Below are 23,747 nucleotides of genomic sequence, written 5' to 3' on the forward strand. Positions count from 1 at the left end.
TTCGTCGCCAACAGCGCCGCTCGCTCGATCGAAGCGTTGAGCGGCGCCGCCATGCGTCAGTTCGCCGCCGCTTCCTGAATCAGCGCCGCCACTTCCTTCGGGTGGGACACCATCAGCGCGTGGGAGCCGTTCTTCACCACAACGGTTTTCTTCGATTGGGCCCGCTCCGCCATGAAGGCCATCGCCTGCGGCGGAATGTTCAAGTCGCCCGTGCCGTAGATCGACCAGCTCGGGATGGTTTTCCAGGCCGGGCTCGGCGCCGCTTCCTTCAGCGCCGCAGCAGCGATCGGACGCTGCGTGGCCGCCATCGCACGCGCCTGCGCCAGCGGCACATCGGCGGCGAACTGCTTGGGGAACTTGTCCTGCTGCACGTACAGGTCTTCGCCGCCATCGGCCAGCTTCACCGGTGCGCCCAGCGTCGGCGGCAGGGTCGAGCCGGGGAACTTGCCGGTCAGGTCCAGGGCGCTCTCGCCCTGGTCGGGCGCAAAAGCCGCCACATACACCAGCGCCTTCACATTGCTCAGGCCATTGGCCGCGGCGGTGATCACCGCGCCGCCATACGAATGGCCCACCAGCACCACCGGACCGTTGATCGACTTGGCCAATGCGGCCACCGCGGCGCCGTCGCCTGACACGCTGCGCAGTGGGTTCGCCGCGGCGATGACGGTGTAGCCCTTCTTGGACAGCTCGGCGTAGACGCCGTTCCAGCTGGACGAGCCGGCGAAGGCGCCGTGCACCAGCACGATGGTGGGCTTGACGTCGGCGGAGCCGGCGGGGGCGGCCATGGCGGCGCCGGCCGCGAGACTGAGGGTGCTGAAGGCCAGAATGCCTTGAATGAACTTGCGCATGGGATGCTTTCGCTGAGGGTTGGGGGTGACGGTTGCAACCGACTCCAGCAGGTTAGCGATCACCGCTTCATTGCGCGTCTCTCGCACGGGGAACGTCAGAGGGGCGGATGGGAGCGCGGCCCATCCCCCGGATGGGAGGCCAGCCCGCCGACCGCTCCCGCCAGGTAATCCACAAACGCCCGCACCCGTGCCGACAGGTGCCGGTTCTGCGGATACAGCACATGGAAGGGCCTGGATCGTCCACCCGCCTGCGGCATCACCTCCACCAGCTGACCGGCACGCACCGCAGGCTCGGCCACGAAGTGGTAGATCTGGAACAGCCCGCCGCCGGCCACCGCCCAGCCCACAGCGGCCAGCACATCCTCATGCACCCGTTGCCGGCTCTTGAAGGTGAAATCGATGTCTTCCCCCGCCTCGTTTCTCAGCAGCCAAGGCATCGGCCGGCCGGTACTGGGCAGGACGAACTGGATCAGGTCATGTGTGGCCAAGCCTTCCAGCGTCTGCGGCGTGCCGCGTCGCGCCAGGTAATCCGGGGAACCGAACACCCCCACCGTCGGCTCTTCCAGCTTGCGTGCCACGAGTCCGGAATCGCGTGGTTCGCCCAGCCGGATGGCGAGGTCATACCCGTCTTCCACGAAATCCACATTCCGGTTGGACACGTTCAGCTCCACCTCCACCTCGGGATAGGCCGCCATGAACCCGGGCAGCAGCGGCACCACCCGGTGGTGCCCATACAGCGTGCCGACGCTCACCCGCACGACGCCCTTGGGCTGTCGCTGCTGACCGGTGATGGCGCGCTCCGCCTCCGCGATCTGCTCCAGGGCCTGCTGGCATTCGGCGTGATAGAGCAGACCGTCGCTGGTCAACCGCACGCTGCGGGTGGTGCGGGTGAAGAGCCGCACCCCCAGACGCGCCTCCAGACGGCTGATCGACCGGCTTACCGAGGCGGGGGTCACGCCCAGCATTTCCGCGGCGCCGGTGAAGCTGCCCAGCTCGGCAGCCTTGCAGAAGAGCTCGATGCTGCCGAGCTGGACGGGGTCGAACTGTCGGGCCATTTATTCAGCGCTGTAAAGAATGAAGTTCCGCCAGTGGAGTTTATCGACGTAGCGAAGATCAATACAGTGCACCCATTGCAACGAAAGGACTTCCCCATGGCTCACCGCATCCTGATGATCGTGACTTCCAACGCCCGCATGGGCGACACCGGCAAGCCCACCGGCCTGTGGGCGGAAGAGCTGGCGGCGCCCTACTACGCGCTGGTGGATGCCGGCGCGGAAGTGACCCTGGCCTCGCCCGCAGGTGGCCCGGCCCCGATCGACCCTGGCAGCGTGAAGCCGGCCGGCCAGAATGACGCCGACACCGAGCGCTTCCTGGCCGACAAGGCGCTGCAGGCGCTGATTGCCAACACGCCCAAAGCGTCGGAATTCGACGGGGCTGATTTCGACGCCGTCTTCTTCCCCGGCGGCCACGGCACCATGTGGGACCTGCCGGGCGATGCCGGCGTGACCCGTGCGGTGGAGCGGGCCTTTGCCGCCAACAAGCTCATCGTCTCCGTCTGCCACGGCGCGGCGGGCCTGGTCACTGCCAAGCGTCCGGATGGCCAGTCGATCGTGAAGGACCTGCGGGTCAATTCCTTCACCGATGCGGAAGAGAAGGAAGTTGGCCTGGAGGCGGTGGTGCCCTTCCTGCTGGAAACCCGTCTGCGCGAACTGGGCGGACGTTTTGAAGGCACCGGCAACTGGCAGCCATTCGCCATCAGCGATGGTCAGCTGATCACCGGTCAGAATCCGCAATCGTCCCACCGCGTGGCGGACGTGCTGCTGCAGACGCTGGCACAGCGCAAGGGCGCCTGATTGCGCCCGTGTGTTCGGGTGATGACGCCCTTGGCGGGCGTCTAATCACCCCGTTCACTTCGCGTTGATGATCACCGGAATGGTCGCCATCGTGCTGCGGCCGGCGCTGTCGGTCACCGAGACCTGGATCCACCAGTTGCCGGTGACCGGCGCGGCCCAGGTGACGGCGGTGCTGGCCATGCCCAGCGACGGAGTGAACTTGATGCCCGCCTGATTCGACGCCAGCGCGAGTCCGGCCAGGCTGGCACCGGCATCGCTGATGAACAGCGTGCCGTTCAGCGGCTTGCCTGCCACGCCGGTGAAGACGGTACTGAACACTGCCGGACCGGTGCTGCTGCCCACCACCAGGTTGATCACGCCACTGCCGACCAGCCCGGTTTTGGTGTCCCGGGCCGAGACGGTCACCGCATAGCTGCCGGTCACCGGCGAGGTCCAGGCCAATACGCCGCTGGCATTGATCGTCAGGCCGGCCGGGGCACCGCTCAGGCTCAGCGTATAGGCATTGGCCGACACCACCGAGACGGGCGTGCTCCATGCCGTGCCGGGATTCAGGGCGATCTGGCCGGACGACACCTGGGGCGCGCCCACCGGGTTCACCACCACCACATAGCTGCCAACCGCCGACAGTCCGGTTTGGGTCGTGTCTGCCCGCAGGCTGAAGCGGAAGGTGCCGGCGACGGGGCTGGGCCAGTTCAGGATGGCGCCATTGGTGCCGGACGCCGCAAGGCTCATGCCGGACGGCGCACCCACCAGGCTGAGCCGGACCGGATAACGGTCGCCGGCCGACACGGCCACGCTCAACGCCTTGCCAACGGTGGCCGTCAGACTGCCGCTGCTCACGATCGGCGGCGGCGGCGGGGCGATGACCAGCGTTGTCACACCGCTGCCAGTCAGACCTGTTTTGCTGTCCCTGGCGGTGATCGTGACCTTGAAGGTGCCGGTGACCGGACTCGGCCAGCTGATGGTGCTGCCTGAGAGCACCATGCCGGCCGGCGCGCCGCTCATCGTCAGAGTGACTGCATTGGAGGATGACACCGAAGGCACGAAGCTGATCGCCATGCCGTAGTTGCCATTCACCGTGCTCGCCGCAACGATCGGAGCGACGGGAGTGGCTGGCGTGGTCGCACTCGCCAGCAGAGACGCCATGGCCATGCCGTTTGGTGTGCCCAGGCCCGTCGGGGCGTCATACCCGGTGCGTGCGGCACAGATGGTGCAACTCCCATTGCTGCCTTGTGCCACATCGAGGAAGGCGCCGGCATAGGTGGTGGCGTTGGTCAGGGACTGATACAGCACCGCATGCGGCGACCCCATCGGACCTTTGCCCGACTGGGCGCGCAAGGCATTGGCCACTGCGGCCAGGCCCGCCCATTGCGGGGACGACATGCTGGTGCCGCCGGTGGTCACCCAGCTTACCTGGCAGAAGGTGCAGGTGGTCTGGTTCGGGATGATCGCCACATATTGGCCGGTGGTCGGATCGGCATTCATCGACACATCTGCGACCGCACGCCGGGTGATGGCGGTGCTGCGCAGCAGGGTCGGGTTCTGGTAGCTGGGCAGGGCCACATAGGCGCTGATGCCGCCGCCGGCCAGCGACCAGGCGGTCTCGGTGCGGCTGCCGGTGCCGCTGTAGCGCAGGCTGGTGCCGCCGACCGCCACGACCGAAGGCGAAGCGGCCGGCCAGTTCACGGCGGTGCCGCTGTCACCGGTCGCGGCGAAGTAGGTCATGCCCGTGCCTTTGAACAGGCTCTCGTAGCTGCTGACGTAGCTGCCTTCCGGCGCGCCGAAGCTCATCGACACCACCCCGGGGCCCATGCGGTTGGCCAGCTGCACCGCGCTGCCCAATGCATTCAGGCTGGCATCGGTGGCTTCGATCAGCACGATGCGCGCCAGCGGCGCAATGGCGTGGGCCCATTGCACATCCAGCGCGATCTCCGTCGCCCACTGGGCGTCATAGCGCGGGTAGTTGGCGGCGATGGTGCCGCCGCTGCTGCTGCTGGCCACCTGAATGAACTCACAGGTGGTGGCGGTGGAGGGGGGCGCTGCCAGCGGCAGGCTGGCCGTCGGCGTCAGGGTCTTCTGGGTGCAGGCGGGCAATCCGAACAGATTGCTGAAGGCCAGCAGTTCACCGAAGGCATAGGTGTCGTGGAAGGCGTCCACGATGTAGATCGTCTGGCCCGCGCCCAATTGCGCTGCCTGCAGTGCCGTCATGCCGGTGAGGTTGCTGGGGACCGGTGGCAGCCCGTAGGCGGCGCGAATCTGGGCGGGGGTGTAGGTGACGCTGGCTGCGGTCGTGGCCTGGGGGCTGGCGGTCGTACCGCTGCTGTTGGCACCCAACGCCTGCGCGCGCCCTGTGCCGTCAGCGACTTCCTGGAAAGTCAGTGCGCGGGTGGAGATCCCTTGGCGTGACGCGGGGATCGTCACCGACCGCGGCAACTGATGGGCACTGCTGGAGCTGCCGTCGCGGTCCACGTCGCTGGGCGCGCCGGGCAGCACCGGCGAGAGGTGATACGACGGCTGCATCTGCAGCGAGGCGGAGGCCGCGGCGGCCGGCGAAGAGACGGCGGGGCCGTCTGCGCTGCCGCCGCCGCAACCGGGCAGGCTCACGATCAGACTCAGCAGGAGGCCGGACACCAGGGCGGTGGTGCGTCGAAGCGCGGGAGAAGACAGATGCTGCATGGCGAGGTCTCGATAGCCAGGCGCGCAGCCACTCACCGGCGCGTCACGACGTGCCTGCGGCGGCCCCGCTGCCGTGGCATGGTGAACATGCGGTAGGCCGGAAGCTTTGCGCCCCAGCCTTTCGACTGGTTTGCCCTTGGGCAGCGGGAAGGGGAAAGTTCCTGCTGCGGTGACGAATTGTTTCCGTGGCGTACACAGGAAGCAAGGGCGTTCATCGCCCGAAATCTCGTTCCGTACGCTGTTTTTCGAACGGGCGTGCGGTCGTGCACGCGAAAGCGCTGTCCGAGCGGCGCAGTGCCGCAGCCTCAGCGGAGCTTCAGCTTGATCGTTGCTGCGTGTCAGCGCAGCCATCTCTCTTTACCTATCTTTGAGGCGGCCTGACGGAGGCTTATCGGTCGCCCACGCATGATCTCGGCCATTGATCTGCGTGCCATGACTTCACTTTTTCTCTCGAACCTGACGAGCCATCAGACCCTGATGGCGGACCTCTCCGTCCTGGACGGCGTCATCACCCGCGCTGGCGAGGCCCTGACCGAGCGCCTCGCCGGCGGGGGCAAGCTGATGTTCTGCGGCAATGGTGGCTCGGCGGCCGACAGCCAGCATCTGGCTGCGGAACTCACCGGTCGCTTCATGAAGGATCGTCGCCCGCTGGCGGGTCTGGCGCTCAGCACCGACAGCTCCGCGCTCACCTGCATCGGCAACGACTACAGCTTCGACGACGTCTTCGTACGGCAGCTGCAGGCCCTGGGCCGCTCAGGGGATGCACTGCTCGCCATCTCCACGTCCGGGCAGTCGGCCAACGTGATCCGTGCGGTGAGGGCGGCGCGGGAACTGGGCATCTACACCGTCGGCCTGCTGGGCCGGGATGGCGGCGCACTCCGTCCGATCTGCGACACCGCCATCGTGGTGCCGAGTCAGGTCACCGCCCGCATTCAGGAAGCGCATCTGCTGATCGGCCACACCCTCTGCGGCCTGATTGAAACCGGCCTCGGTGTGGCATGAGCACAGACTCCCACCTGCCGTCGCTGCCGTCGCTGCCGTCACCGCAGACACTGGCCAGCTGCCGGATCCTGGTGGTGGGCGACGTGATGCTGGACCGCTACTGGCATGGCGTCGTCGATCGCATCTCGCCGGAAGCGCCGGTGCCGGTGGTGCGCATGGAACGGGAAGAGGATCGGCTCGGCGGCGCTGGCAATGTGGCCTTCAATGTGCGGGCCCTCGGTGGGCAGGCCACGCTGCTGACGGTTACCGGTGACGACGCGGCGGCCGACGCGCTGCGCCGCCTGCTGCACAAGAGTGGTGTGACGCCTCTGCTGATCGGCGATGCCGACATGGCCACCATCGTGAAGCTGCGCGTCATCGGACGTGCTCAGCAACTGCTGCGCATCGATGTGGAGCGGCCGCCCACCGCATCGGCCGTGGAGCGTCTGGTCGAGGTCTTCGCGGCGCAGGTGCATCAGCATGATGTGGTGCTCTTCTCCGACTACAACAAAGGCGCGCTGGCGCCCATCGACCGCCTGATCCCCTTGGCCCGTGCAGCAGGCAAGCCGGTGCTGGTCGACCCCAAGGGGCAGGACTATCGGCGTTATGCCGGCGCCAGCCTGCTCACACCCAACCGTGCCGAGCTGGCGCAGGTGGTGGGAAGCTGGCGGGACGAAGAAGACCTGCGTTGCCGTGTGCAGGCGCTGCGCGAGCAGACGGGCGTGGCCGCCGTGCTGCTGACCCGGTCCGAGGAAGGCATGACGCTCTTCGAGGCGGACGGCTGCCTGCATGAGCCGGCCCGGGCCCGGGAAGTCTTCGATGTCACCGGTGCGGGCGACACCGTCATCGCCACGCTGGCCGTGTTGCTGGCCTCCGGTTTGCCCCTGTCTGCAGCGATGCCGCTGGCCAACAAGGCCGGTGGTATGGTCGTTGGCAAGTTTGGCACCGCCGCCGTGAGTTACGAGGAACTGGCTGCATGACGCTTCCCCCGTTGGCATCGAAGATTCTGGATCCGCGCCGCTGGACGGACGAGGCGCTGCAACAGGCGCTGGCGTTGTTGCCCCGGCCGTGGATCTTCACCAACGGCGTGTTTGATGTGCTGCATCGCGGCCATGTCAGTTATCTGCATGCGGCGCGCGCGCTGGGCGCCAGTCTGATCGTGGCTTTGAATTCGGATGCGTCGGCGCGCGGACTCGGCAAAGGCCCGGACCGGCCGCTGAATCGGGAAGAAGATCGGGCCCTGGTGCTGGCCGGACTGGCCGCCGTCGACGCGGTGATGCTGTTTGACGAGCCCAGGCCTTGCGACTTGCTCGCGCGGGTTCGGCCGGCGCTGTATGTGAAAGGCGGCGACTACGACATGGAAACGCTGGCCGAGACCCGTCTGGTGCGCTCCTGGGGCGGCGAGGCCCGGGCGATTCCTTTTGTGGACGGGTTCTCCACCACCTCGCTGGTGCAGCGCATTCGGCAGGGCGGCGCGACGTGACGGAGCGCCGCCTGGGCCGAAGCGCTGCATTCCTCGACCGCGACGGCGTCATCAACCGCGACCACGGTTATGTGCATCGCTGGGAGGACTTTGAATTCCTGCCCGGCGTGGTCGAGGCGCTGCGCCGCCTGCAGGCGGCGGGCCATGCACTGGTCATCGTGACCAACCAATCCGGCATTGCCCGGGGGCTCTACGGTGAGGCGGACGTGGAGCGCTTGCACGAGCGCCTGCGGCAGCACCTGCGGGGCATCGGCATCGAACTGGCGGCGATTGAATACTGTCCCCATCTGCCCGCTAGCACCGTGCCCGCCTATGCGGTGGATTGCGAATGCCGCAAGCCCGCCCCGGGGATGATCCTTCGTGCGGCGCAGGCGCTGGGCATTGACCTCGCACGGTCGATGATGGTGGGTGACAAGTCGTCGGACATCGAAGCGGCACGCCGCGCGGGCGTCGGACACGCCTTCCTGGTGGCCACGGACGGCGAAGGGGAGCCTGATGCCTTGTCACCGGATCTGGCGCACCTCCTGCGGCTGAAGCTGCTGCAGGACGCGGTGGAAGCTTGGCTCCGCCCGGAGCATGTCGATGCCGGGCCTCCCGCCCGCTTGACGGAAGCGACGGGAGCGACGGGAGCGACGGAAGCGAAGGATGCGACAGGTGCAACAGGTGCGACAGGTGCAACACGTGCGGCGGATGCGACGGGTGCGATTGAGCCCTGATGCGATCTGACGAACTTCCGCCTCCTCAGGTCGCGTTGATCGGCCGCGACGGCGTCGTCGCCTCGACCGGCTCGACCGACGATGCCCCTCGCGGCGCGTCCCGCAGCTTCAGCACCTGTTCCAGCACCTGCTCCGCGCGGATGTCTTCCAGCGCTGGCGCCTGCAACAGTGTGATGTGCACCGGGTCATGGTCCAGCGGCGGCCGCGGACCCAGCACGATGTAAGTGGAGGTGCCCACCGCGGCGGCGATGTTGGACATGCCGGTGTCATTGCCGATGCAGGTCTGGGCCAGAGAGAGGACCGCCACGCTGTCCGGCACCGGCAGATCGGTCAGCGCCAGCACCCGGGAACGCAGCACGGCGGGCAGGGCCGTCAGGATCTCCAGCGACAGCCCGGTCTCGGCCGGTCCGCCGAGCAGCACCACGCCATGGCCGCGGGTGGCCAGCAATTGCGTGAGGGCGGTGAAGCGGCGGGTGCCCCATTGCTTGTAGCTCTCCGATGCACCAATGGCCAGCACATGCAGCGGCCAGGGCATTCCCGCCAGGCGCGCTCGCATGCGATGCATTGCCTCCGGTCGCACCGTCAAGCGCGGCACCATCGGCATGTGGCTCCATCCGTTCGCCAGGGCCAGCGCCGTGGCATCGTGATAGAGCCCGACCGCCGTGCCCCGGTACAGCGGCACGCGAGGGCCGTCCGTCAGCAGGCGTCGTTGCAGCCAGGTGCTGCCGAAGCCGATGCGGGTGGGGATACCGGCGCGCAGGCAGGCCACCAGCGCGCGACCGGGGCGATCGGAGAACAGCACCATGCGGTCCAGTTGCCGCGTCGCCAGTTCAGCGCCAAAACGCAGCGGCCCGAAGAGGCCGCTGTGGCGACCGGTGCGGCCTTCGCTACGGCGCGGGCGGCGGTCGTAGTCAAGGACCTCGCGCACCCAGGGCTCATGGCCCAGCAGATCCAGCGCCCGGGCCGAGGGCGGCACCACCACCGTCACTTGTCCGTCGCGGCTGGTGGCGGCCACCAGGCGGAAGTACTCGGCATGCCACACCAGATCGCCCATGCCGTTGTGGCGCATGTGGACGGCCGTCTTGGGGCGCGTGTCAGGCCGGCCGCCGACGCGCGGGCAGGCGTTCATAGCCGAATCGTTGCGGTGCGGTTCGGGCCGGATCGGGCGGCTCACAGCAGCACGGCTTCCCGAGGTACAGCGAGTGTCGCGGTAGGCAGGCTGCCCAGCACCTTGGCAACGACATCGCCCGGCGTGATGTCCTCCAGCCGTTGCGCGACGAGGGCGCGCAGCGTCTGCGGATCGTGTTCCAACGGCGGGCGCGGCCCCAGGATGATCCAGGTCGGCGTGCCCACGGCCGCGGCGATGTTGGCCGCCCCGGTGTCGTTGCCCACACAGACATGGGCGAGAGACATCGCAGCCACGGTCTCCGCGACGCTCCCTTCGGTGACGGCCCGCACTCGGTCGCGCAGCGGGGCGGCGATGCCGTTCATCACGGCCTGCACCAGTGCGCGTTCGGCGGGGCCGGCCAGGATCAGCACGCCGCAGCGGGCATGCACCAGACTGCTGGCCAAGGCAGAGAAGCGCGCCGCGCCCCATTGCTTGTAGGGCTCCGAACTGCCCACCGCCAACGCCACCAGCGGACGCGGCAGGCCCGCCAGGCGTTGCCGCGCCATCGCCAGCGCATCGGCGCGAACCACCAGGCTCGGCACGATCGGCTCGCTGGCCCAGCCGTGGGCGGTGGCGAAGGCGCTCACATCCTTGTAGGCCTTCACCGCCGGGCCGCGATACGGCTCGATCCACGGACCACGACTCAGCAGTCGGCGCTGCAGCCAACTGCTGCCGTAGCCCAGCCGCTCCGGAATGCGGGCCACCGTGGCGACCAGCGAGCGGTTGGTGTGATGCGTCAACAGGACGATGCGTTCAAACCGGCGCGGGCGCAGCTCCCATCCCATACGCAGCAGACCGGCCACGCCGCGATGGCGGCCGACGCGGCCTTCTTCGCGGCGCGGGTGGCGGTCGAAGTCGATGACATCGCGCAGCCAGGGCTCATGCCCCACCAGGTCCCATGCAAAGGTGGTGGGCGAGGCGATCAGGGAAATCTGCCCATCGCGGCTGGTCTCCGCAATGCGGCGCAGGTAGGGGACATGCCAGACCAGATCGCCCATGCCGACCCATTGGTGGAGGACGGCAGTGTGCGGGCGAGGGTCGGCAAAGGACGTGGAGCTCATGGCGCGGGCGGTTGAAATTGGCCCGCATGATGAGTCCCTGATCCGCGAAACGCCATGCGTCGCGGCGACCTTTACCCAAACTTTGAAGAGCCGCCAAGAAACTTGGCAGAAGCGGCCTCAGCGCCCTTGCAGCGCGGGGTTTCATGTCACGGCAGACACAATTCGCCGCGCGCCGGCAACGTCACGGCAGGTCCATGGTGAAGGTCAGGCGATTGCCAAACGGATCCTTCACCGACATCTCCCGCGCTCCCCAGGGCGCGTCCTCCAGATGCGGCCGCGCGTAGCCGTAGTGCTTGCCGATCAGCTCCCGGTGGAACGATTCGATGTCGGTCGTGTCGATGCGCACGGCGGCGCCGGGACAGGCGTCGCCATGGTGTTCGGTCAGATGCAGCACGCAGGCGTCGCGAGACACCTGCAGGTAGAGCGGCAGGCCCGGCTCGAAGCGGTGCTCCCAATCGATCTGGAAGCCGAGGAAGTCCACATAGAACGCTCGCGCTTTGGCTTCATCGAAGATGCGCAGCAAGGGGATGGTGCTACCAAGGCTCATGCCATTCGCTCCGGTCGGGGACGCTGATTGTGGATCAGCGGTACTCATGCCGGAACCCCTGTGCGCCCCCTGGCAAGCGACACACCTTTTGCGGGGCCAACGAAGGGGACAGGGCTGTCGCCCGCAGCAGTGACGCACCCGGACTCCCTGCCGGTATCGCTGCTGAGCCGTCCTGGGCAGCATCGGAGCTTCCACCCCACAAGAGACCGGCCTCCGGTCCACCGAGGAAGACCCATGCACTCAACTGTGATGTCCACTGCCCCGCGCCGCCCCCTGCACAAGCGTCTGCTCAGCAGCCTGCTGATGGGCGCCTCGATGGCGCTGTCCGCCAGCATCGCCCATGGCGAAACGATTCTCTTCGTTGGCAACAGCTTCACCTTCGGGGAAGGCTCGGCGGTGAAGTACTGGAATGCCGGCACCGTCACCGACCTCAACCAGCAGGGCATCGGCGGCATTCCGGCCCTGTTCAAGGCCTTCACCGTGCAGGCAGGGCTGAACTACGACGTCAGCCTGGAAACAGCGCCGGGCCAGGGCCTGGACTATCACTACAACAACAAGCTCTCCGTGCTGGACAAGCCCTGGGACAAGGTCGTGCTGCAGAGCTACAGCACGCTGGATGCGAGCAAACCTGGCAACCCGGCCAAGCTGGTGCAATACGCCGGGCTGCTGGCCGATGCCTTCAAGGCGAAAAACAGCCAGGTGGATGTGCAGCTGATGGCGACCTGGTCCCGCGCCGACCAGACCTATCCGTCCAGCGGCGCCTGGTATGGCAAGGACATCTATCAGATGGCCCTGGATGTGAATGCCGGCTATCAGCTGGCGGATGCCACCTGGGCCAACATCAGCGGCGTCATTCCGGTGGGACTGGCCTGGAACCGGGCGATGTCGCAAGGCTTTGCCGACATCAATCCCTACGATGGGATCGACCCAGGCAAGGTCAAGCTTTGGGCCAATGACAACTACCACGCCAGCATCTACGGCAGTTATCTGGAAGCGCTCACGGTGTTCGGCCACATCACCGGCCTGGACCCGCGCAGCCTGGGGGCCAATGAAACGTCCGCCGCCCAGCTGGGCCTGACGTCGGCGCAGGCGTCGGCGCTTCAGCAGCTGGCCTTCGAGCAGCTCGCCGCGCCGGTGCCGGAACCCTCCACCTACGCGATGCTGCTGACCGGTGCTGGCCTGTTGGTGATGTGGCGCCGCCGGCCCCTCAAGGCCGGACGGGCGCGCTCGGACTGACGCGGCGGGCTCGAACTGCGGCCCGCTCGGCTGGACGCGGACGCTCGCGGATCAGCGGGGCGCGGGCGTGAGTCAGCGGCGTGAGTCCGCGGCGTGAGCCAGAGAGTGGTCCCGCAGCCGCAGCCGCAGCCCCGTCAGCGCTGTGCCGTCAGCCCTGCGCTGCCAGCAACCCGACCACGGTGCCGATCACCAGCAGCGATGGCGGCGCGAGGCCTCGCTCCTTGACGAGTTGCGGCAGGGTGGCCAGAGACGCCGTCCACACCTGCTGCTCGGGCCGCGTCGCATATCGCACCACGGCCACCGGCGTGTCCGCGGGCAGGCCGGCGGCCTGCAGCTCGCGGGTGATCGTCTCCACACCGGTCATGCCCATGTAGATGACGACGGTCTGTCGCGGCTGGGCCAGCGCCGACCAGTTCAACGCCAGCGTGTCGTGCTGCAGGTGGCCGGTCACAAAAATGCAGCTGTGGGCATGGTCGCGGTGCGTGAGCGGGAAGCCCAACGAGGCAGCGGCCCCGACGGCGGCCGTGATGCCCGGCACCACCTGCACCGCGATGCCCGCAGCGACCAGCGCTTCCATCTCCTCGCCGCCGCGGCCGAAGACAAAGGGATCGCCGCCCTTGAGCCGCACTACCCGCAGGCCCGCCCGGGCCTTGTCCACCATCAACGCGCAGATGTCCGACTGGGCCCAGCTGTGGCGGCCGCCGGCCTTGCCCACGCTGATGCGCTCGGTGGTGGGGGGCAGCAGATCCAGCACGTCCGGGCTGACCAGCAGGTCGTGCAGCACCACATCGGCCTGCTGCAGGCAGGCGTAGGCGCGCAGGGTCAGCAGGTCGGCCGCACCGGGGCCCGCGCCCACCAGCGCGACGCTGCCGGGGCTCACCACCACGGCCGACATCACCGGTGCCGTCATGCGGCGCCTCCCGCGCCGGTGCTGTTGCAGCTCGGGGACGTCGCGGCGGCCGCGGAGGTCGGACCGCAGGCAGCTGGCGCATTGCAGGCGCCTTCGTCGTCGTCACTGCACCCGGCCTGGTGGAACACCAAATCTTCCACCGGCCGGCCGCCCCGCAGGTGCTGGTCGATGATGCGGTCCATGTTCTCGGGCGTCACGTTGTAGTACCAGGTGCCGTCCGGCTGCACGCAGACAATCGGGCCGCCTTTGCAGGCCGCAAAGCAGCTGGCGCGGGTCCGCTTGACCCGCAGCGGGCCCGACGTCAGGCCTGCGGCCTTGAACTTGTCGCCCAGGCTGTCGAACAGCGCCTGCGAAGCGCCATCGCCGGTGCAGCGTTCTCCGGTGCACACGAGGATGTGACGGCGGTATTCACCGACCTTGGGTTTGATGACGGGGGTGTCGCTGGAGGTGTCGCTCATGCGGCGTCCTCCTCGGTGGCGACTTCGGTCTCCGGCAGCTCATCGGGTTCATCCAGCACCGACTGGATGTAGTCCTGCGGCAGACGGTGACGTCGCGCCAGTTCCGCCACATCCGCACCCTCCGCATGTTCCAGCTTGACCTGCTGCAGCCAGCCCAGCAGGCCGGTCGAGAGCGAGCGGCCGGCCTTCTCCCCTTCGCGGGTGGTGCCGCCATCGGCCATGTCGTATTTGTTGGCATAGCCGCGTGGCGTCACCATCAGACCGTGGCGGATGAAAGTGTTGCTGTTGCCGATCAGCACAGTGCTGAGCATGCCGATGTCGGCTTCGGCCATCTGGTCGAGCGTGGTGAAGACGATGTTCTGCCGGCGCCGATAACCGCTCTTGACGATGGCCACCGGCGTGTCCGCGCGACGATGCCGCAGGAACAGCCGCTGCGCCTCGACGATCTGCCGTGTGCGGCGGCCGCTCTTGGGGTTGTAGAGGGCCACCACGAAGTCGGCCAGGGCCACTGCATCGAGACGGCGTGCAATCGTGGGCCAGGGCGTGAGCAGGTCGGACAGCGAGATGGCGCAGAAGTCATGCGTCAGCGGTGCACCGACCAGCGCCGCGCAGCTGTTAAGCGCAGACGCGCCGGGGATGATCTCCACCTGCACCGCATCGTCCGGGGTCCAGCCGGCCTGGAACAGCACCTCGTAGGTGGGGCCTGCCATGCCGTAAACGCCAGCATCCCCGGACGAGATCAGTGCCACCTTCTTGCCCTGCCGCGCCGCTTCCAGCGCGCTCACCGCGCGGTCCAGCTCTTCGGTCATCGACTTGCGAATGATCTCCTTGCCTTCGATCAGGTCGGCCACCAGCTTGATGTAGGTGACGTAGCCGATGACCACGTCGGACTCGGCAATCGCGTCGCGGGCCCGCTGGGTCATGTGATCGACGCTGCCGGGGCCGATGCCCACCAGCATGATCTTGCCGGCGGAGGCGTGGGGCGTGGTGGACGTGTGGGACGCGTCGGACGTGACGGAGAGGCTGGACGTGACAAAAGGATCGGTCATGGCGTCTTCCTTGCAATCGATACGGTTGCGTGGCGCTCGTCGCGGCCACGGTGACGAAGTTTTTCCACCACCAGGGCGGTCATCGGGGTGTCCGGGCCGGCGGCCAGCAGGGCGGCGGCTTCGCTGACGGAGGGCGTGCCGGTATGGCGGCGCACCGTCTCGGACGGGTTGGGCACCGGCACTTCGGCGAGCACCTCTGGCGTGAAGAACTGGATCGGCCAGCGGCGGGCGGCGGCGAGGTCCAGCAGCCCCTGTTCATCCGCCTTGATCGTGATGCTGGCCATACCGTCCACCTGGCTGGGCTGGGCGCCGGCCTGATGCAGCGCCGCATCCACCGCTTCCAACAGCGTGGCGAGGGACGTGCCGCGGTCGCAGCCGATGCCAAGGGTCAGCCGGGGCAGGGTCATGGGGCCGCTCCCGGGGACACACGCGCGGGGGAGGCCGCAGTGTCCACCGGCGGGCGGTACACCACCAGGCGCTCGTGCAACTGCGCCCACCGCGCTTCGGGCACCGGTGCGTGCGTGACCCACAGCACGGCGGCAAAGCGGGAAAGGTCGACCGCATCGAACCGGTCGAAGCGATGCACATTGGTCGGCAGCGGCGTGGGGCGGGTCCACCAGTCGGGGCTGCCGGCTTCCTGCACAAAGGCGATCGGCTCACCATTCACCACATGCGCCGACACCCGGGTGATGTTGATCTTGGGTGCTTCCACCCGCCAGCCGAGATGGCGGCCGAGAATGTCCACCGGAATCGTCTTGCCCACGTCCGACGCGGTGGTGAGCACCGGCGTGGCGCCGATCAGGTCGGCCACCCGCTCGCTCCATTCGTTGGCACCGCCGACATGGCCGGACAGCACCGGAATGACGAACTGGCCGGCATCGTCCACGACGATCACACCTGGATCCACGTCCTTGTCGCGCAGATGTGGCGCGATCAGGCGCACGACGGCACCGAGCGAGACGAAGAAAATGAGCTGGTCCTGCTCCGCAAACAACGGGGCGATCTGGTCCCGCAGGGCGCCCTCGTAAGCGTGGATGGTGTTGGGCAGGTCGGCGAAAGCCGGTGCGAACTTGGCAGAGGTGCACACCTGCGCCTGCGGCAGCGCCTCGGCCAGACGTGCGGCCTGCGCGGCGCCGTGTTTGGTGATGGCGACGATACACACGCGGGGTTCCGCGCTGGAGGGGATGGAATCAGTCATGTCGTGGGCAACGGGTCGGGGAGGGGACTGCTCTTCTTGAGACAGCCTTTGATGCGTTCACCGCGGATGCGGTGCGGGTTTTTGACGATCAGCAGCGACAGATAACTGACCTTCTCGTCGCGCAGGGCCAGCAGGTCGTGGCCGGAGATCCTCCGCTCGTCCGGCGCGCCCACACGCTCGATGAAGTGTGCGCCGGCCAGCAAGTCGCGGCGCTCCAGCCAGTCGATCAGCTCGGCGATCAGCGGTTTGATCTTCATCAGCACCAGGGTGTCGAAGTCCGGCAGCAGCCGGTCCACTGCGCTGACGCCGTAAGCGGCCGGCACGATGGCGACGGTGTCGTCCTGCTCGGCGAAGGGCGTGTCCACGCTGGCACAGGCGGCGGTGAAGGCATTCACGCCCGCGATGACCTGCACCGGCACCTCGGGCGCCAGCTGCCGCACCGTGCGGGCCAGATGACCGAAGGTGGCGTAGGTGCTGGCGTCGCCCTCCACGAGGAAGAGCACGTCCTTCCCCTGCTGCAACCAAGGTAGCACCGTGTCCGCCGCCTTGAGCCAGGCCCGGGCGAGCTTTTCGCCGTCATGGGTCATGGGGAACAGCAGCTGGGTGTGGGTGGCCGGCGGGGTCAGGCCGGCCCGCTGGACGATGTCGAAGGCATAACTGGGGGTCTTGCCGCTGCGGGCCGGATAGACCCAGAGGGTGTCCGTGCGCGACAGGGAGGACCAGGCGGCGCGGGTGATCAGGCCCGGATCGCCGGGGCCGAGCGAGACGCCCCACAAGGTGCCGCATGAGGTGCCGCACGAGGTGCCGCACGAGGTGCCCCCGGAGGCTCCCGCCGAGGCGGCAGCCGGGCTGTTCATCAACGGCTCATGCATCGGAAGCCTCCCGCGCCTGATCGGCCTGGCCGCGCCACGCCGACACGATCCACACCGGGTTCTCCGCCACCATACGGTGCATGTGCAAAATGGGTTTGCTGCGCGAAGCCTGGAGCTGCAGCACATCCCACTGCACACCCAGGTCCTGCAGCGATTGAAGGGCCGCGGTGGCCGTGGCCAGGTTTTCCAGCGTCACGAAGTTCATCACCAGCCGTCCCTGCGGTCGGAGACGCTCCAGGATCATGCCGATCAGCGTGGCCAGCTCTCCGCCCGATCCCCCGATGAACACGGCATCCGGCGCCGGCCAGCTGTCGAGGCCCTCAGGCGCCTTGCCGTGCTGCAGGCTGTAGTTGCTGATGCCAAAGGCTTCGTGATTGCGGCCGGCGATGGCCACATCCGCCTCATTCTTTTCGATGGCGAAGACATGTCCGCGCGGGCACAGCCGTGCCGCTTCGAGGCCTACCGAGCCGGAGCCGGCGCCGAGGTCCCACACGATGCTGTCGGCACGCAGTTGCAGACGCGCCAGGCTGACCGCCCGCACCTCCTGCTTGGTGATGAGGCCCTTGTCCGGTTGACGCTGGTGATAGTGGGCATCGGGCAGCCCGAAAGTCACCGGCCGCGGCGCCGGCACCTGTCGCCACAGCAGCACCACATTCAGATCGGCAAACTGCATCTGCGCAGCGTCGGCCGGCGACAGCTGCGCCAGCACCCGTTCCTGTGGCTGTTGCAGCCGCTCGGCCACGGCCATCTGGAAATCGTTGCCCAGCCCTTCCGCCAACAGCAGACGCGCGATGCGGTCAGGGCTGTTGCAGGGGCTGGTCAGCACCAGCAACCGATCGTGCGCGCGTAGCGCCTGGGCCAGCGGATACAGGCCGTGGGCGGGCGTGCTGCCCCGGACCCACTCGCCGGCATCCTTGCCATGCGCCGAGACGATGCGCGCATCCTGCCAGGCCAACCCGATGCGGGCGCAGGCCAGTTGAAGGGTCGAGAGGTTCGGATGAATCTCCAGCGCATCGATGCACAGGTGCTGCGCCAGATACGGCGCAATGCCGTGGCACAGCGGGTCGCCGGTGGCCAGCACCACGCAGCGCTGCAGTTGCTCGCGGGCGGCCCGGACCCAGTCGGGCACGCGGCTGAGCGCTCCGGTCAGGTCGTGATGCACCGCGCCGGGCTTGAACCAGTCGTTGAACAGCGCCAGGGTGCGGCTGCCGCCGATGACCACATCGGCCGATCGGATCAGCGCGCCGGCGGTGGCGCTGAGGCTCGCCATGCCGTCATCCAGGACGCCGATGACGTGGCAGGGGTTGGGATCTTTATCGGACATGTCTTGAGGGACCTCAGAGGTCGGTGCCGGTGTCGGCATCCAGCAGGTGGTCGATGCCGGTGCGGCCTGCGGTGACCGGCCGCTCCCGAAGGCGCGGCGGGCCGGACCGGACATCCGCCACGCATTGGCCGTTGAAATCGCAGACCATCACGCGCAGCGCAAAAGCCTGGTCGTAGCGGTCTGGCGCCAGCAGGGTGTCGATGGCCGCCTGCGCCAACGCATGGTGGAAGGCTTCCCCCAAGCCGCGCTCGACCATTAGCTCCGCCCCGAAGCGGGCGGTCTCGGCTGCGGCAATGGCCTGGCAGTCGTCCTCGCTGGCGCCGATGCGCCGCGCGATCTCGGCCACCAGGTCGGTGTCCACCACATTGCGGTTGGCGTGGGTGATGGTCTCGCCCTGCGCGATCTTGGTCAGCTTGCCCACCATCACCGCCAGCACCACCAGCTCGATGCCCTGGGCCACGACTTCGTCCAGTGCATAACGCAGGAAGTCGCCCATCTGGACGAAGCAGGCCTGGGGCAGCTCAGGCCGCTCAGCCCGCAGTGCGGCAATGGCGAAGCTCTCGGTCCGGCCGCCGGTGGTCAGCGCCACCAGGCCGTGACCGACGGTGGCCGCCACCTGGATGCTCTGCACCACGCTGGCCCGCCAGGCGGCGGTGGAATAGGGGCGCACGATGCCGGTGGTGCCCAGGATGCTGATGCCGCCGAGGATGCCCAGGCGGGCATTGGTCGTCTTGCGGGCCATCTCCTGCCCGCCGGGCACGCTGATGGTCACCGCCACGCCGTGCTCCGCCAGCAGCTGGGGCGCGGCTTCGCGCAGGTTGTCGGCAATGTTGCGGCGGGGCACCGGATTGATGGCCGGCCCACCCACCTCCAGGCCGAGGCCCGGCATGGTGACCATGCCGACGCCGTCGCCCGCATGGAAGGTCACTTCCTGCGCGCGGCCGGGCAGCAGTTGCAGATCCACGGTGAGGCGGGCGCCATCGGTGCAGTCCGGATCGTCTCCGGCAAACTTGATGACCATGGCGTGCGCCGCACCGTCTTCACTACGGCCGTCATGCACATCGAACCAGACCCGGTCGCCATTGGGCAACAGGCTCTCGATGCGCGTGGGCACCGCACCGCCCGCCAGCCCCAGCACCGCTGCACGCGCTGCCGCGGCCGCGCAGGCGCCCGTGGTGAAGCCGGTGCGGGTGCCGCGAGGGGCGGCGGGGTCCTGGTCCTTCATGCACGGGACTCCGCAGCGCCATCCACCGCATCGCGGCTCTCGCGCTGATGTGCTTCCGCCAGCGCCAGCAGTGCATGCAGGGCTGCGACGACGAGAGTCGATCCGCCCTTGCGGCCGCGGATGACGATCCACGGCACCTGCTGCACCTCGGCCATCAGGTCCTTGGACTCCTGCGCGGAGACGAATCCGACCGGCATGCCGACCACCAGGGCCGGGCGGACGCCTTCTTCACGGATCAGACGGACCAGTTCGATCAGGGCGGTGGGCGCATTGCCGATGCCGACGATGGCACCGTCCAGCAGGCCTTGCCGGTGGGCCTTGCGCATGGCCTGCACGGCCCGTGTGGTGTCCTCGGCCTGTGCGGCCTGGATGACATCGTCATCGCTGATGAATTGCCAGGGCTTCATGCCGAAGTGCGTCAGCCGCGGCCGGGACAAGCCGGAGCAGATCATCTCCACGTCCGCCACGATGGGCGTGCCGCCGCGCAGCATGGCGGCGACGCCGGCATGCACCGCTTCCGGATGGAAGTCCGTCAGGCCGTTGAAGTCGAAGTCGGCATTGGCGTGGATCATGCGGCGCACGATGGCCCATTGCGGCGGCGTGTAGGCATGCGGACCGGCTTCGGCATCGATGATGGAGAAGCTGTCATGCTCGATGGCCTGGCCGGCGCGCGTCAGCTGTTCGGTGACGGTGTTGACGGTGCTCATGCGGTCTGGCTCTCGTGCGGGTGCGCGTGGCTGTGGCCGTGGTCATGCGCGTGCCCATGCGCATGGTCGTGATCATGCGAGTGCCCAGGCGCCACTGCGCCTGCACCCGCCGGATGCACCTGAATCGTGTGCGTGTGCTCATGCGAATGACCGTGACCCGCCTCATGCGCGAGTTCCCGATAGGTACAGCCATCACAGGGCAGCCGGCTGTCGGGCACCTTGGCATCCAGGTCCAGGATGCGCTGCGACATCAGCTCGAAGATTTCCGGCTCGAAGCCGAAATGGTCGGTGCAGTGGAAACGCAGCTGCGGATACTGCTGGCGCAGGTGGTCCACCTGGCGATGGATGCGCTGCATCAGCGTGCCGGTGTAGAGGTAGTAGGGCAGCACCACAATCTGCTTCATGCCCAGCAGTGCCTGCCGCTGCACCACCCGCTCCAGCCGCGGCCAGGTGATGCCGGTGAAGGCCAGGTCCACCAATTCATGGTCGCCGGACTCCAGCAGCCAGCGCGCCATCTTGGCCATGTCGCCATTGGCACCACGGTCCGACGAGCCGCGGCCCAGCAGCACCACGCCGGTGGTGGTCGGGTCCGGCATGTCCAGCGCCTGCATCGCCTTGCGCAGGCGGCGGCGCAGGACGGTCAGCACCGGGTCACAGGCGGTGAGGTGCGGCGCCAGCAGGATCTCGGTCTGCGGATACGCCAGCCGCGTCTGCTCGATGGCTTCCGGCACCTCCATCTTGACGTGGCCGGCGGCATTCAGAATGAGCGGCACCACCAGCACCCGGGTGGACTGGCGGGCCGCATCGAGCAGCCCCTGATTCAGGGACGGCGAAGCAAACTCAATGAAGCAGACCTCGATCCGCCAGGTGGGCTGGCGCTGCCGCCACTGATCGGCAAAGGCCAGGATCTCCTGGTTGCCGGAGTCCTCGCGGGAGCCGTGACCCACAATCAGAATGGTGTCGGTGGTGCTGATCATGCGGTGGCCTTTCGGAATCGATGGGTGAAAGTGGGGTCGTAGAGCTTGGAGCGCACCAGCGTCTCCCAGTGACGCGATCCCAGCGTGGGGCTCGCGACGATCATGGCCTGGCTGACCACGCCGGCCTCGCGACAACGCTGCTTGATGTCGGCCAGCGTGCCGCGAAGGATGAGTTCCTCACCCGGCCAACTGGCCTTGTGCACGACCAGCATCGGTGCATCCTCCGGCCAGCCGGCTTCGCGCAGTGCGGCCTCGACCTTGTGGAGCAGGGTGATCGACAGGAAGATGCACATCGTCGTGTGATGCGCGGCGAGGGCGGCGAGGTCCTCACCTTCAGGCATCGGGGTGCGGCCGGCGACGCGGGTGAGGATCACGCTCTGGGTGACTTCCGGCAGCGTCATCGATTCACCGGCCGCGGCCATCGCGGCCATGGCGGACGAGACCCCCGGCACCACGCGCCACGGCACGCCGGCCGCATCCAGCGGACGGGCCATCTCGATCAGCGCGCCGTAGAGCGACGGATCACCGGTCTGCAGCCGCACCACCGTGCCGTGACGAGCTGCGCGGGTCACCAGCCATTCCGTCATCTCCTCCAGCGTCATGTCCTTGGAGTCGCGGATATCGCAGCCCTCGGGCGCGTAAGCGGTGGCGGCGCGGTCCACCAGGGAGCCGGCAAACAGCACGGCGCCGGCTTGTGCCAGCAGCTTCTGGCCTTTGACGGTGATGAGTTCGGGGTCGCCGGGGCCCGCCCCGACAAACCAGACCGTGCCGGGCAGGTCAGTGTTCATGGATCACGCTTTCTGAAGCAGTCACCGGCCGGGGCGCACGCAGCGCCGCCAGCAGGCGTTCGATGGAACGGGGCACCGGCACGGCCGGCAGCACGCCCTGGCGGACCAGTTCGGCATGCAGGGCCATCACCTCCGGCGGCGACTGGCCGACGTCGAGCCAGGCCTGCGGCTGTGTGAGCAGGGCGTCGACCGGGCGGGACAACTGGCAGCGGCCCTGCGCCATCACATGGATCTCGTCTGCCCAGTCGGCGGCGAAGGCCGCATCGTGGGTGGAGACGAGCACCGTCACGCCCTGGGCCACCAGGCCGTCGAGCAGCCGTTGCAGATCCTTTTGCATCGGCAGGTCCAGGCCGGCCATCGGCTCGTCCAGCACCAGCAGTTGCGGTCGCATGGCCAGCACACCGGCCAGACAGACACGCTTCTTCTGGCCGAAGCTGAGGTGATGCACAGGGCTGCGCGCATGGACCGACATGCCCACCGCAGCCAGCGATTCGGCGACCCGCTGCCGCACCTCCGCCTCCGGCAGCCCGAGGTTCAGCGGGCCGAAGGAGACGTCTTCCTCCACATGGGCAGAGAACAGTTGACGGTCGGGGTTCTGGAACACCAGGCCGACCTGCTGGCGCAGGCGGCGCAATCCGTCGCGGCTGTAGCGCACCGGTTGTCCCTGCCAGTGCAGCCCGCCTTGGTCGGGTTGAAGCAGGCCGTTGAGGTGTTGCATCAGGGTGGTCTTGCCAGCGCCGTTGGCGCCGAGCAGTGCATTGCGACTGCCGGCGCGCAGGGCGAGGCTGCAATCGTGCAGACCCTGGCTGCCGTCCGGATAGCAGTAGGAGGCGCTGCGCAGTTCGATGAGGGGCGTCATGCGGCGCCTCCGATTCGGGCCGCCAGCACCAGCGCGATCATCAGCAGCCCGCTGCCGAGTGCGACCGTGACATGACGCGAGCCCTGCGCCCATTGCGGCGTCAGGAAGCGCAGCTCGTCGGTGGCGTTGCGCGCATCGGCGGCTGCCTGCAGCGCACTGGCGCGGGCCCAGACCTGCACGGCCAGACAGCTGATCAGCAGGGCCATCGATCGCAGCGCCTGGCGCCGGCCGCCATAGCCCAGGCGGGACCGCTGTGCGGTGAGCCCGTCGGACCACGCCTCCCCCAGCACCGCCTGCATGCGGTAGGCCAGCACCATCAGGTCGAGCAGCAGCGGCGGCACCCGCAGGCGGCGCATCAGCCCCAGCAGATCGCCCAGCGGCGTGCTGAGCACCAGCAGCAGCAGGGCGGTGCAGAGCGCGGCGGCGCGGCTGACGGTCATCAGCACCTGCGGCAGCAGCTCCGGTGCGATGCGCCAGGCGAGTCCACTACCGGTGGGGAAGGCTGAGGCCGATGCGGAGGTTGATGCAGCGGCCGATGCCGCGCTGAATCCCGGTGAGACGGTCACCAGCATCGTGACGCAGGACAGGGCCAGAAACCCCACCGGCGCCGTCAACACCCGCAGGTAGGCGCGCCACGGCGTGCGGGCGCCGCCCAGGGTGATCACCGCCAGCAGCAGGGCCAGCCCGATCGCGGCGACAGGCGTCGCAGCGATCCAGGCCGCGGCCATGGCGCAGCTGCAGAACAGAGCCTTGGCCGATGGCGCGATGTGGCGCCACGGGCTGGCATAAGCCAGACGTTCAAGGGTCACGG

The 23,747-nt window shown here is 68.2% G+C and carries 24 protein-coding genes, 1 pseudogene and 1 riboswitch; of the genes and pseudogenes, 6 read left to right on the forward strand and 19 right to left on the reverse strand.

Annotation, left to right across the window (positions count from 1 at the left end; all coding sequences use genetic code 11):
• Positions 1-56 precede the first annotated feature (56 nt).
• Together FHS28_RS14275 and FHS28_RS14280 are read right to left on the reverse strand one after the other, a co-directional pair.
• Positions 57-848 (reverse strand): alpha/beta fold hydrolase, encoded by a 792-nt coding sequence (locus FHS28_RS14275; RefSeq protein WP_088451626.1) that lies wholly within the window; start codon positions 846-848, stop codon positions 57-59.
• A gap of 95 nt (positions 849-943) precedes the next feature.
• A complete protein-coding gene (locus tag FHS28_RS14280) occupies positions 944-1,903 on the reverse strand; it encodes a LysR family transcriptional regulator (protein WP_088451628.1) in 960 nt (319 codons plus the stop codon).
• Positions 1,904-1,999: 96 nt separating this feature from the next.
• Between FHS28_RS14280 and FHS28_RS14285 the strand changes: the two genes are divergently transcribed.
• Positions 2,000-2,701: a type 1 glutamine amidotransferase domain-containing protein gene (locus tag FHS28_RS14285; RefSeq protein ID WP_088451630.1), complete on the forward strand. Its 702-nt coding sequence runs from the start codon at positions 2,000-2,002 to the stop codon at positions 2,699-2,701.
• Between the two features lie 54 nt (positions 2,702-2,755).
• Here the strand turns inward: FHS28_RS14285 and FHS28_RS14290 are convergent, their stop codons facing one another.
• Positions 2,756-5,377 carry a S53 family peptidase gene (locus tag FHS28_RS14290; protein ID WP_184294879.1) on the reverse strand — a complete coding sequence of 874 codons (2,622 nt, stop codon included), beginning with the start codon at positions 5,375-5,377 and terminating at the stop codon, positions 2,756-2,758.
• Between the two features lie 55 nt (positions 5,378-5,432).
• Positions 5,433-5,522, reverse strand: a riboswitch (cyclic di-GMP riboswitch).
• Positions 5,523-5,809: 287 nt separating this feature from the next.
• Between FHS28_RS14290 and FHS28_RS14295 the strand changes: the two genes are divergently transcribed.
• From FHS28_RS14295 to gmhB, 4 genes are read left to right on the forward strand one after another with little or no spacing between them, the layout of a single operon-like run.
• Positions 5,810-6,379: a D-sedoheptulose-7-phosphate isomerase gene (locus FHS28_RS14295; protein ID WP_088452297.1), complete on the forward strand. Its 570-nt coding sequence runs from the start codon at positions 5,810-5,812 to the stop codon at positions 6,377-6,379.
• Positions 6,376-7,338 (forward strand): D-glycero-beta-D-manno-heptose-7-phosphate kinase, encoded by a 963-nt coding sequence (gene rfaE1, locus FHS28_RS14300; RefSeq protein WP_088451632.1) that lies wholly within the window; start codon positions 6,376-6,378, stop codon positions 7,336-7,338. Before FHS28_RS14295 ends, rfaE1 begins: the two co-directional genes overlap by 4 nt.
• The gene (locus FHS28_RS14305) at positions 7,335-7,841 is read left to right on the forward strand and encodes an adenylyltransferase/cytidyltransferase family protein (RefSeq protein WP_088451634.1); all 507 of its coding nucleotides are present in this window, start codon (positions 7,335-7,337) and stop codon (positions 7,839-7,841) included. The genes rfaE1 and FHS28_RS14305 overlap by 4 nt, the downstream gene beginning before the upstream one ends.
• Positions 7,838-8,557 (forward strand): D-glycero-beta-D-manno-heptose 1,7-bisphosphate 7-phosphatase, encoded by a 720-nt coding sequence (gene gmhB / locus FHS28_RS24200; protein WP_310736793.1) that lies wholly within the window; start codon positions 7,838-7,840, stop codon positions 8,555-8,557. Before FHS28_RS14305 ends, gmhB begins: the two co-directional genes overlap by 4 nt.
• A gap of 25 nt (positions 8,558-8,582) precedes the next feature.
• Here the strand turns inward: gmhB and FHS28_RS14315 are convergent, their stop codons facing one another.
• The 3 genes from FHS28_RS14315 to FHS28_RS14325 form a co-directional block, all read right to left on the reverse strand.
• Positions 8,583-9,686, reverse strand: a complete 1,104-nt coding sequence (locus FHS28_RS14315) for a glycosyltransferase family 9 protein (RefSeq protein WP_088451636.1) — start codon at positions 9,684-9,686, stop codon at positions 8,583-8,585.
• A gap of 41 nt (positions 9,687-9,727) precedes the next feature.
• Complete coding sequence (locus FHS28_RS14320; protein ID WP_088451638.1) at positions 9,728-10,786, reverse strand: glycosyltransferase family 9 protein; 1,059 nt, start codon at positions 10,784-10,786, stop codon at positions 9,728-9,730.
• 181 nt (positions 10,787-10,967) lie between these two features.
• Positions 10,968-11,333 (reverse strand): glyoxalase superfamily protein, encoded by a 366-nt coding sequence (locus tag FHS28_RS14325; protein ID WP_088451640.1) that lies wholly within the window; start codon positions 11,331-11,333, stop codon positions 10,968-10,970.
• 234 nt (positions 11,334-11,567) lie between these two features.
• Between FHS28_RS14325 and FHS28_RS14330 the strand changes: the two genes are divergently transcribed.
• A complete protein-coding gene (locus FHS28_RS14330; protein WP_221193981.1) occupies positions 11,568-12,569 on the forward strand; it encodes a PEP-CTERM sorting domain-containing protein in 1,002 nt (333 codons plus the stop codon).
• 148 nt (positions 12,570-12,717) lie between these two features.
• Here the strand turns inward: FHS28_RS14330 and cobA are convergent, their stop codons facing one another.
• From cobA to FHS28_RS14395, 13 genes and pseudogenes are all read right to left on the reverse strand, one after another.
• Positions 12,718-13,479: a uroporphyrinogen-III C-methyltransferase gene (cobA, locus tag FHS28_RS14335; RefSeq protein WP_221193983.1), complete on the reverse strand. Its 762-nt coding sequence runs from the start codon at positions 13,477-13,479 to the stop codon at positions 12,718-12,720.
• Between the two features lie 116 nt (positions 13,480-13,595).
• Positions 13,596-13,937: pseudogene (locus FHS28_RS14340) on the reverse strand ((2Fe-2S) ferredoxin domain-containing protein); the annotation flags it as partial.
• A complete protein-coding gene (gene cobJ / locus FHS28_RS14345) occupies positions 13,934-14,896 on the reverse strand; it encodes a precorrin-3B C(17)-methyltransferase (RefSeq protein WP_184295026.1) in 963 nt (320 codons plus the stop codon). The gene cobJ and the pseudogene FHS28_RS14340, both read right to left, overlap by 4 nt.
• Before the next feature lie 86 nt (positions 14,897-14,982).
• Positions 14,983-15,393, reverse strand: a complete 411-nt coding sequence (locus FHS28_RS14350; protein ID WP_088451645.1) for a cobalamin biosynthesis protein — start codon at positions 15,391-15,393, stop codon at positions 14,983-14,985.
• Positions 15,390-16,184, reverse strand: coding sequence for a cobalamin biosynthesis central domain-containing protein (locus tag FHS28_RS14355; RefSeq protein ID WP_184294882.1), 795 nt, complete (start codon positions 16,182-16,184; stop codon positions 15,390-15,392). The genes FHS28_RS14350 and FHS28_RS14355 overlap by 4 nt, the downstream gene beginning before the upstream one ends.
• The gene (gene cobI / locus FHS28_RS14360) at positions 16,181-17,041 is read right to left on the reverse strand and encodes a precorrin-2 C(20)-methyltransferase (protein WP_088451647.1); all 861 of its coding nucleotides are present in this window, start codon (positions 17,039-17,041) and stop codon (positions 16,181-16,183) included. The genes FHS28_RS14355 and cobI overlap by 4 nt, the downstream gene beginning before the upstream one ends.
• 7 nt (positions 17,042-17,048) lie before the next feature.
• Positions 17,049-18,380 (reverse strand): precorrin-6y C5,15-methyltransferase (decarboxylating) subunit CbiE, encoded by a 1,332-nt coding sequence (gene cbiE / locus FHS28_RS14365; RefSeq protein WP_088451649.1) that lies wholly within the window; start codon positions 18,378-18,380, stop codon positions 17,049-17,051.
• A 13-nt stretch (positions 18,381-18,393) separates the two neighbouring features.
• The gene (locus FHS28_RS14370; protein ID WP_088451651.1) at positions 18,394-19,605 is read right to left on the reverse strand and encodes a cobalt-precorrin-5B (C(1))-methyltransferase; all 1,212 of its coding nucleotides are present in this window, start codon (positions 19,603-19,605) and stop codon (positions 18,394-18,396) included.
• Positions 19,602-20,312, reverse strand: coding sequence for a precorrin-8X methylmutase (locus FHS28_RS14375; protein WP_088451653.1), 711 nt, complete (start codon positions 20,310-20,312; stop codon positions 19,602-19,604). Before FHS28_RS14375 ends, FHS28_RS14370 begins: the two co-directional genes overlap by 4 nt.
• Entirely contained in the window at positions 20,309-21,289 is a 981-nt protein-coding gene (locus FHS28_RS14380) for a sirohydrochlorin chelatase (RefSeq protein WP_088451655.1), read from the reverse strand. Before FHS28_RS14380 ends, FHS28_RS14375 begins: the two co-directional genes overlap by 4 nt.
• Positions 21,286-22,077: a precorrin-4 C(11)-methyltransferase gene (cobM, locus tag FHS28_RS14385; protein WP_088451657.1), complete on the reverse strand. Its 792-nt coding sequence runs from the start codon at positions 22,075-22,077 to the stop codon at positions 21,286-21,288. The genes FHS28_RS14380 and cobM overlap by 4 nt, the downstream gene beginning before the upstream one ends.
• Positions 22,067-22,936, reverse strand: coding sequence for an energy-coupling factor ABC transporter ATP-binding protein (locus FHS28_RS14390; protein ID WP_088451659.1), 870 nt, complete (start codon positions 22,934-22,936; stop codon positions 22,067-22,069). The genes cobM and FHS28_RS14390 overlap by 11 nt, the downstream gene beginning before the upstream one ends.
• Positions 22,933-23,745, reverse strand: coding sequence for a CbiQ family ECF transporter T component (locus FHS28_RS14395; protein WP_088451661.1), 813 nt, complete (start codon positions 23,743-23,745; stop codon positions 22,933-22,935). The genes FHS28_RS14390 and FHS28_RS14395 overlap by 4 nt, the downstream gene beginning before the upstream one ends.
• Positions 23,746-23,747 lie beyond the last annotated feature (2 nt).

Source organism: Roseateles terrae (assembly GCF_014192155.1).
Taxonomy (GTDB): Bacteria; Pseudomonadota; Gammaproteobacteria; order Burkholderiales; family Burkholderiaceae_C; genus Roseateles; species Roseateles terrae.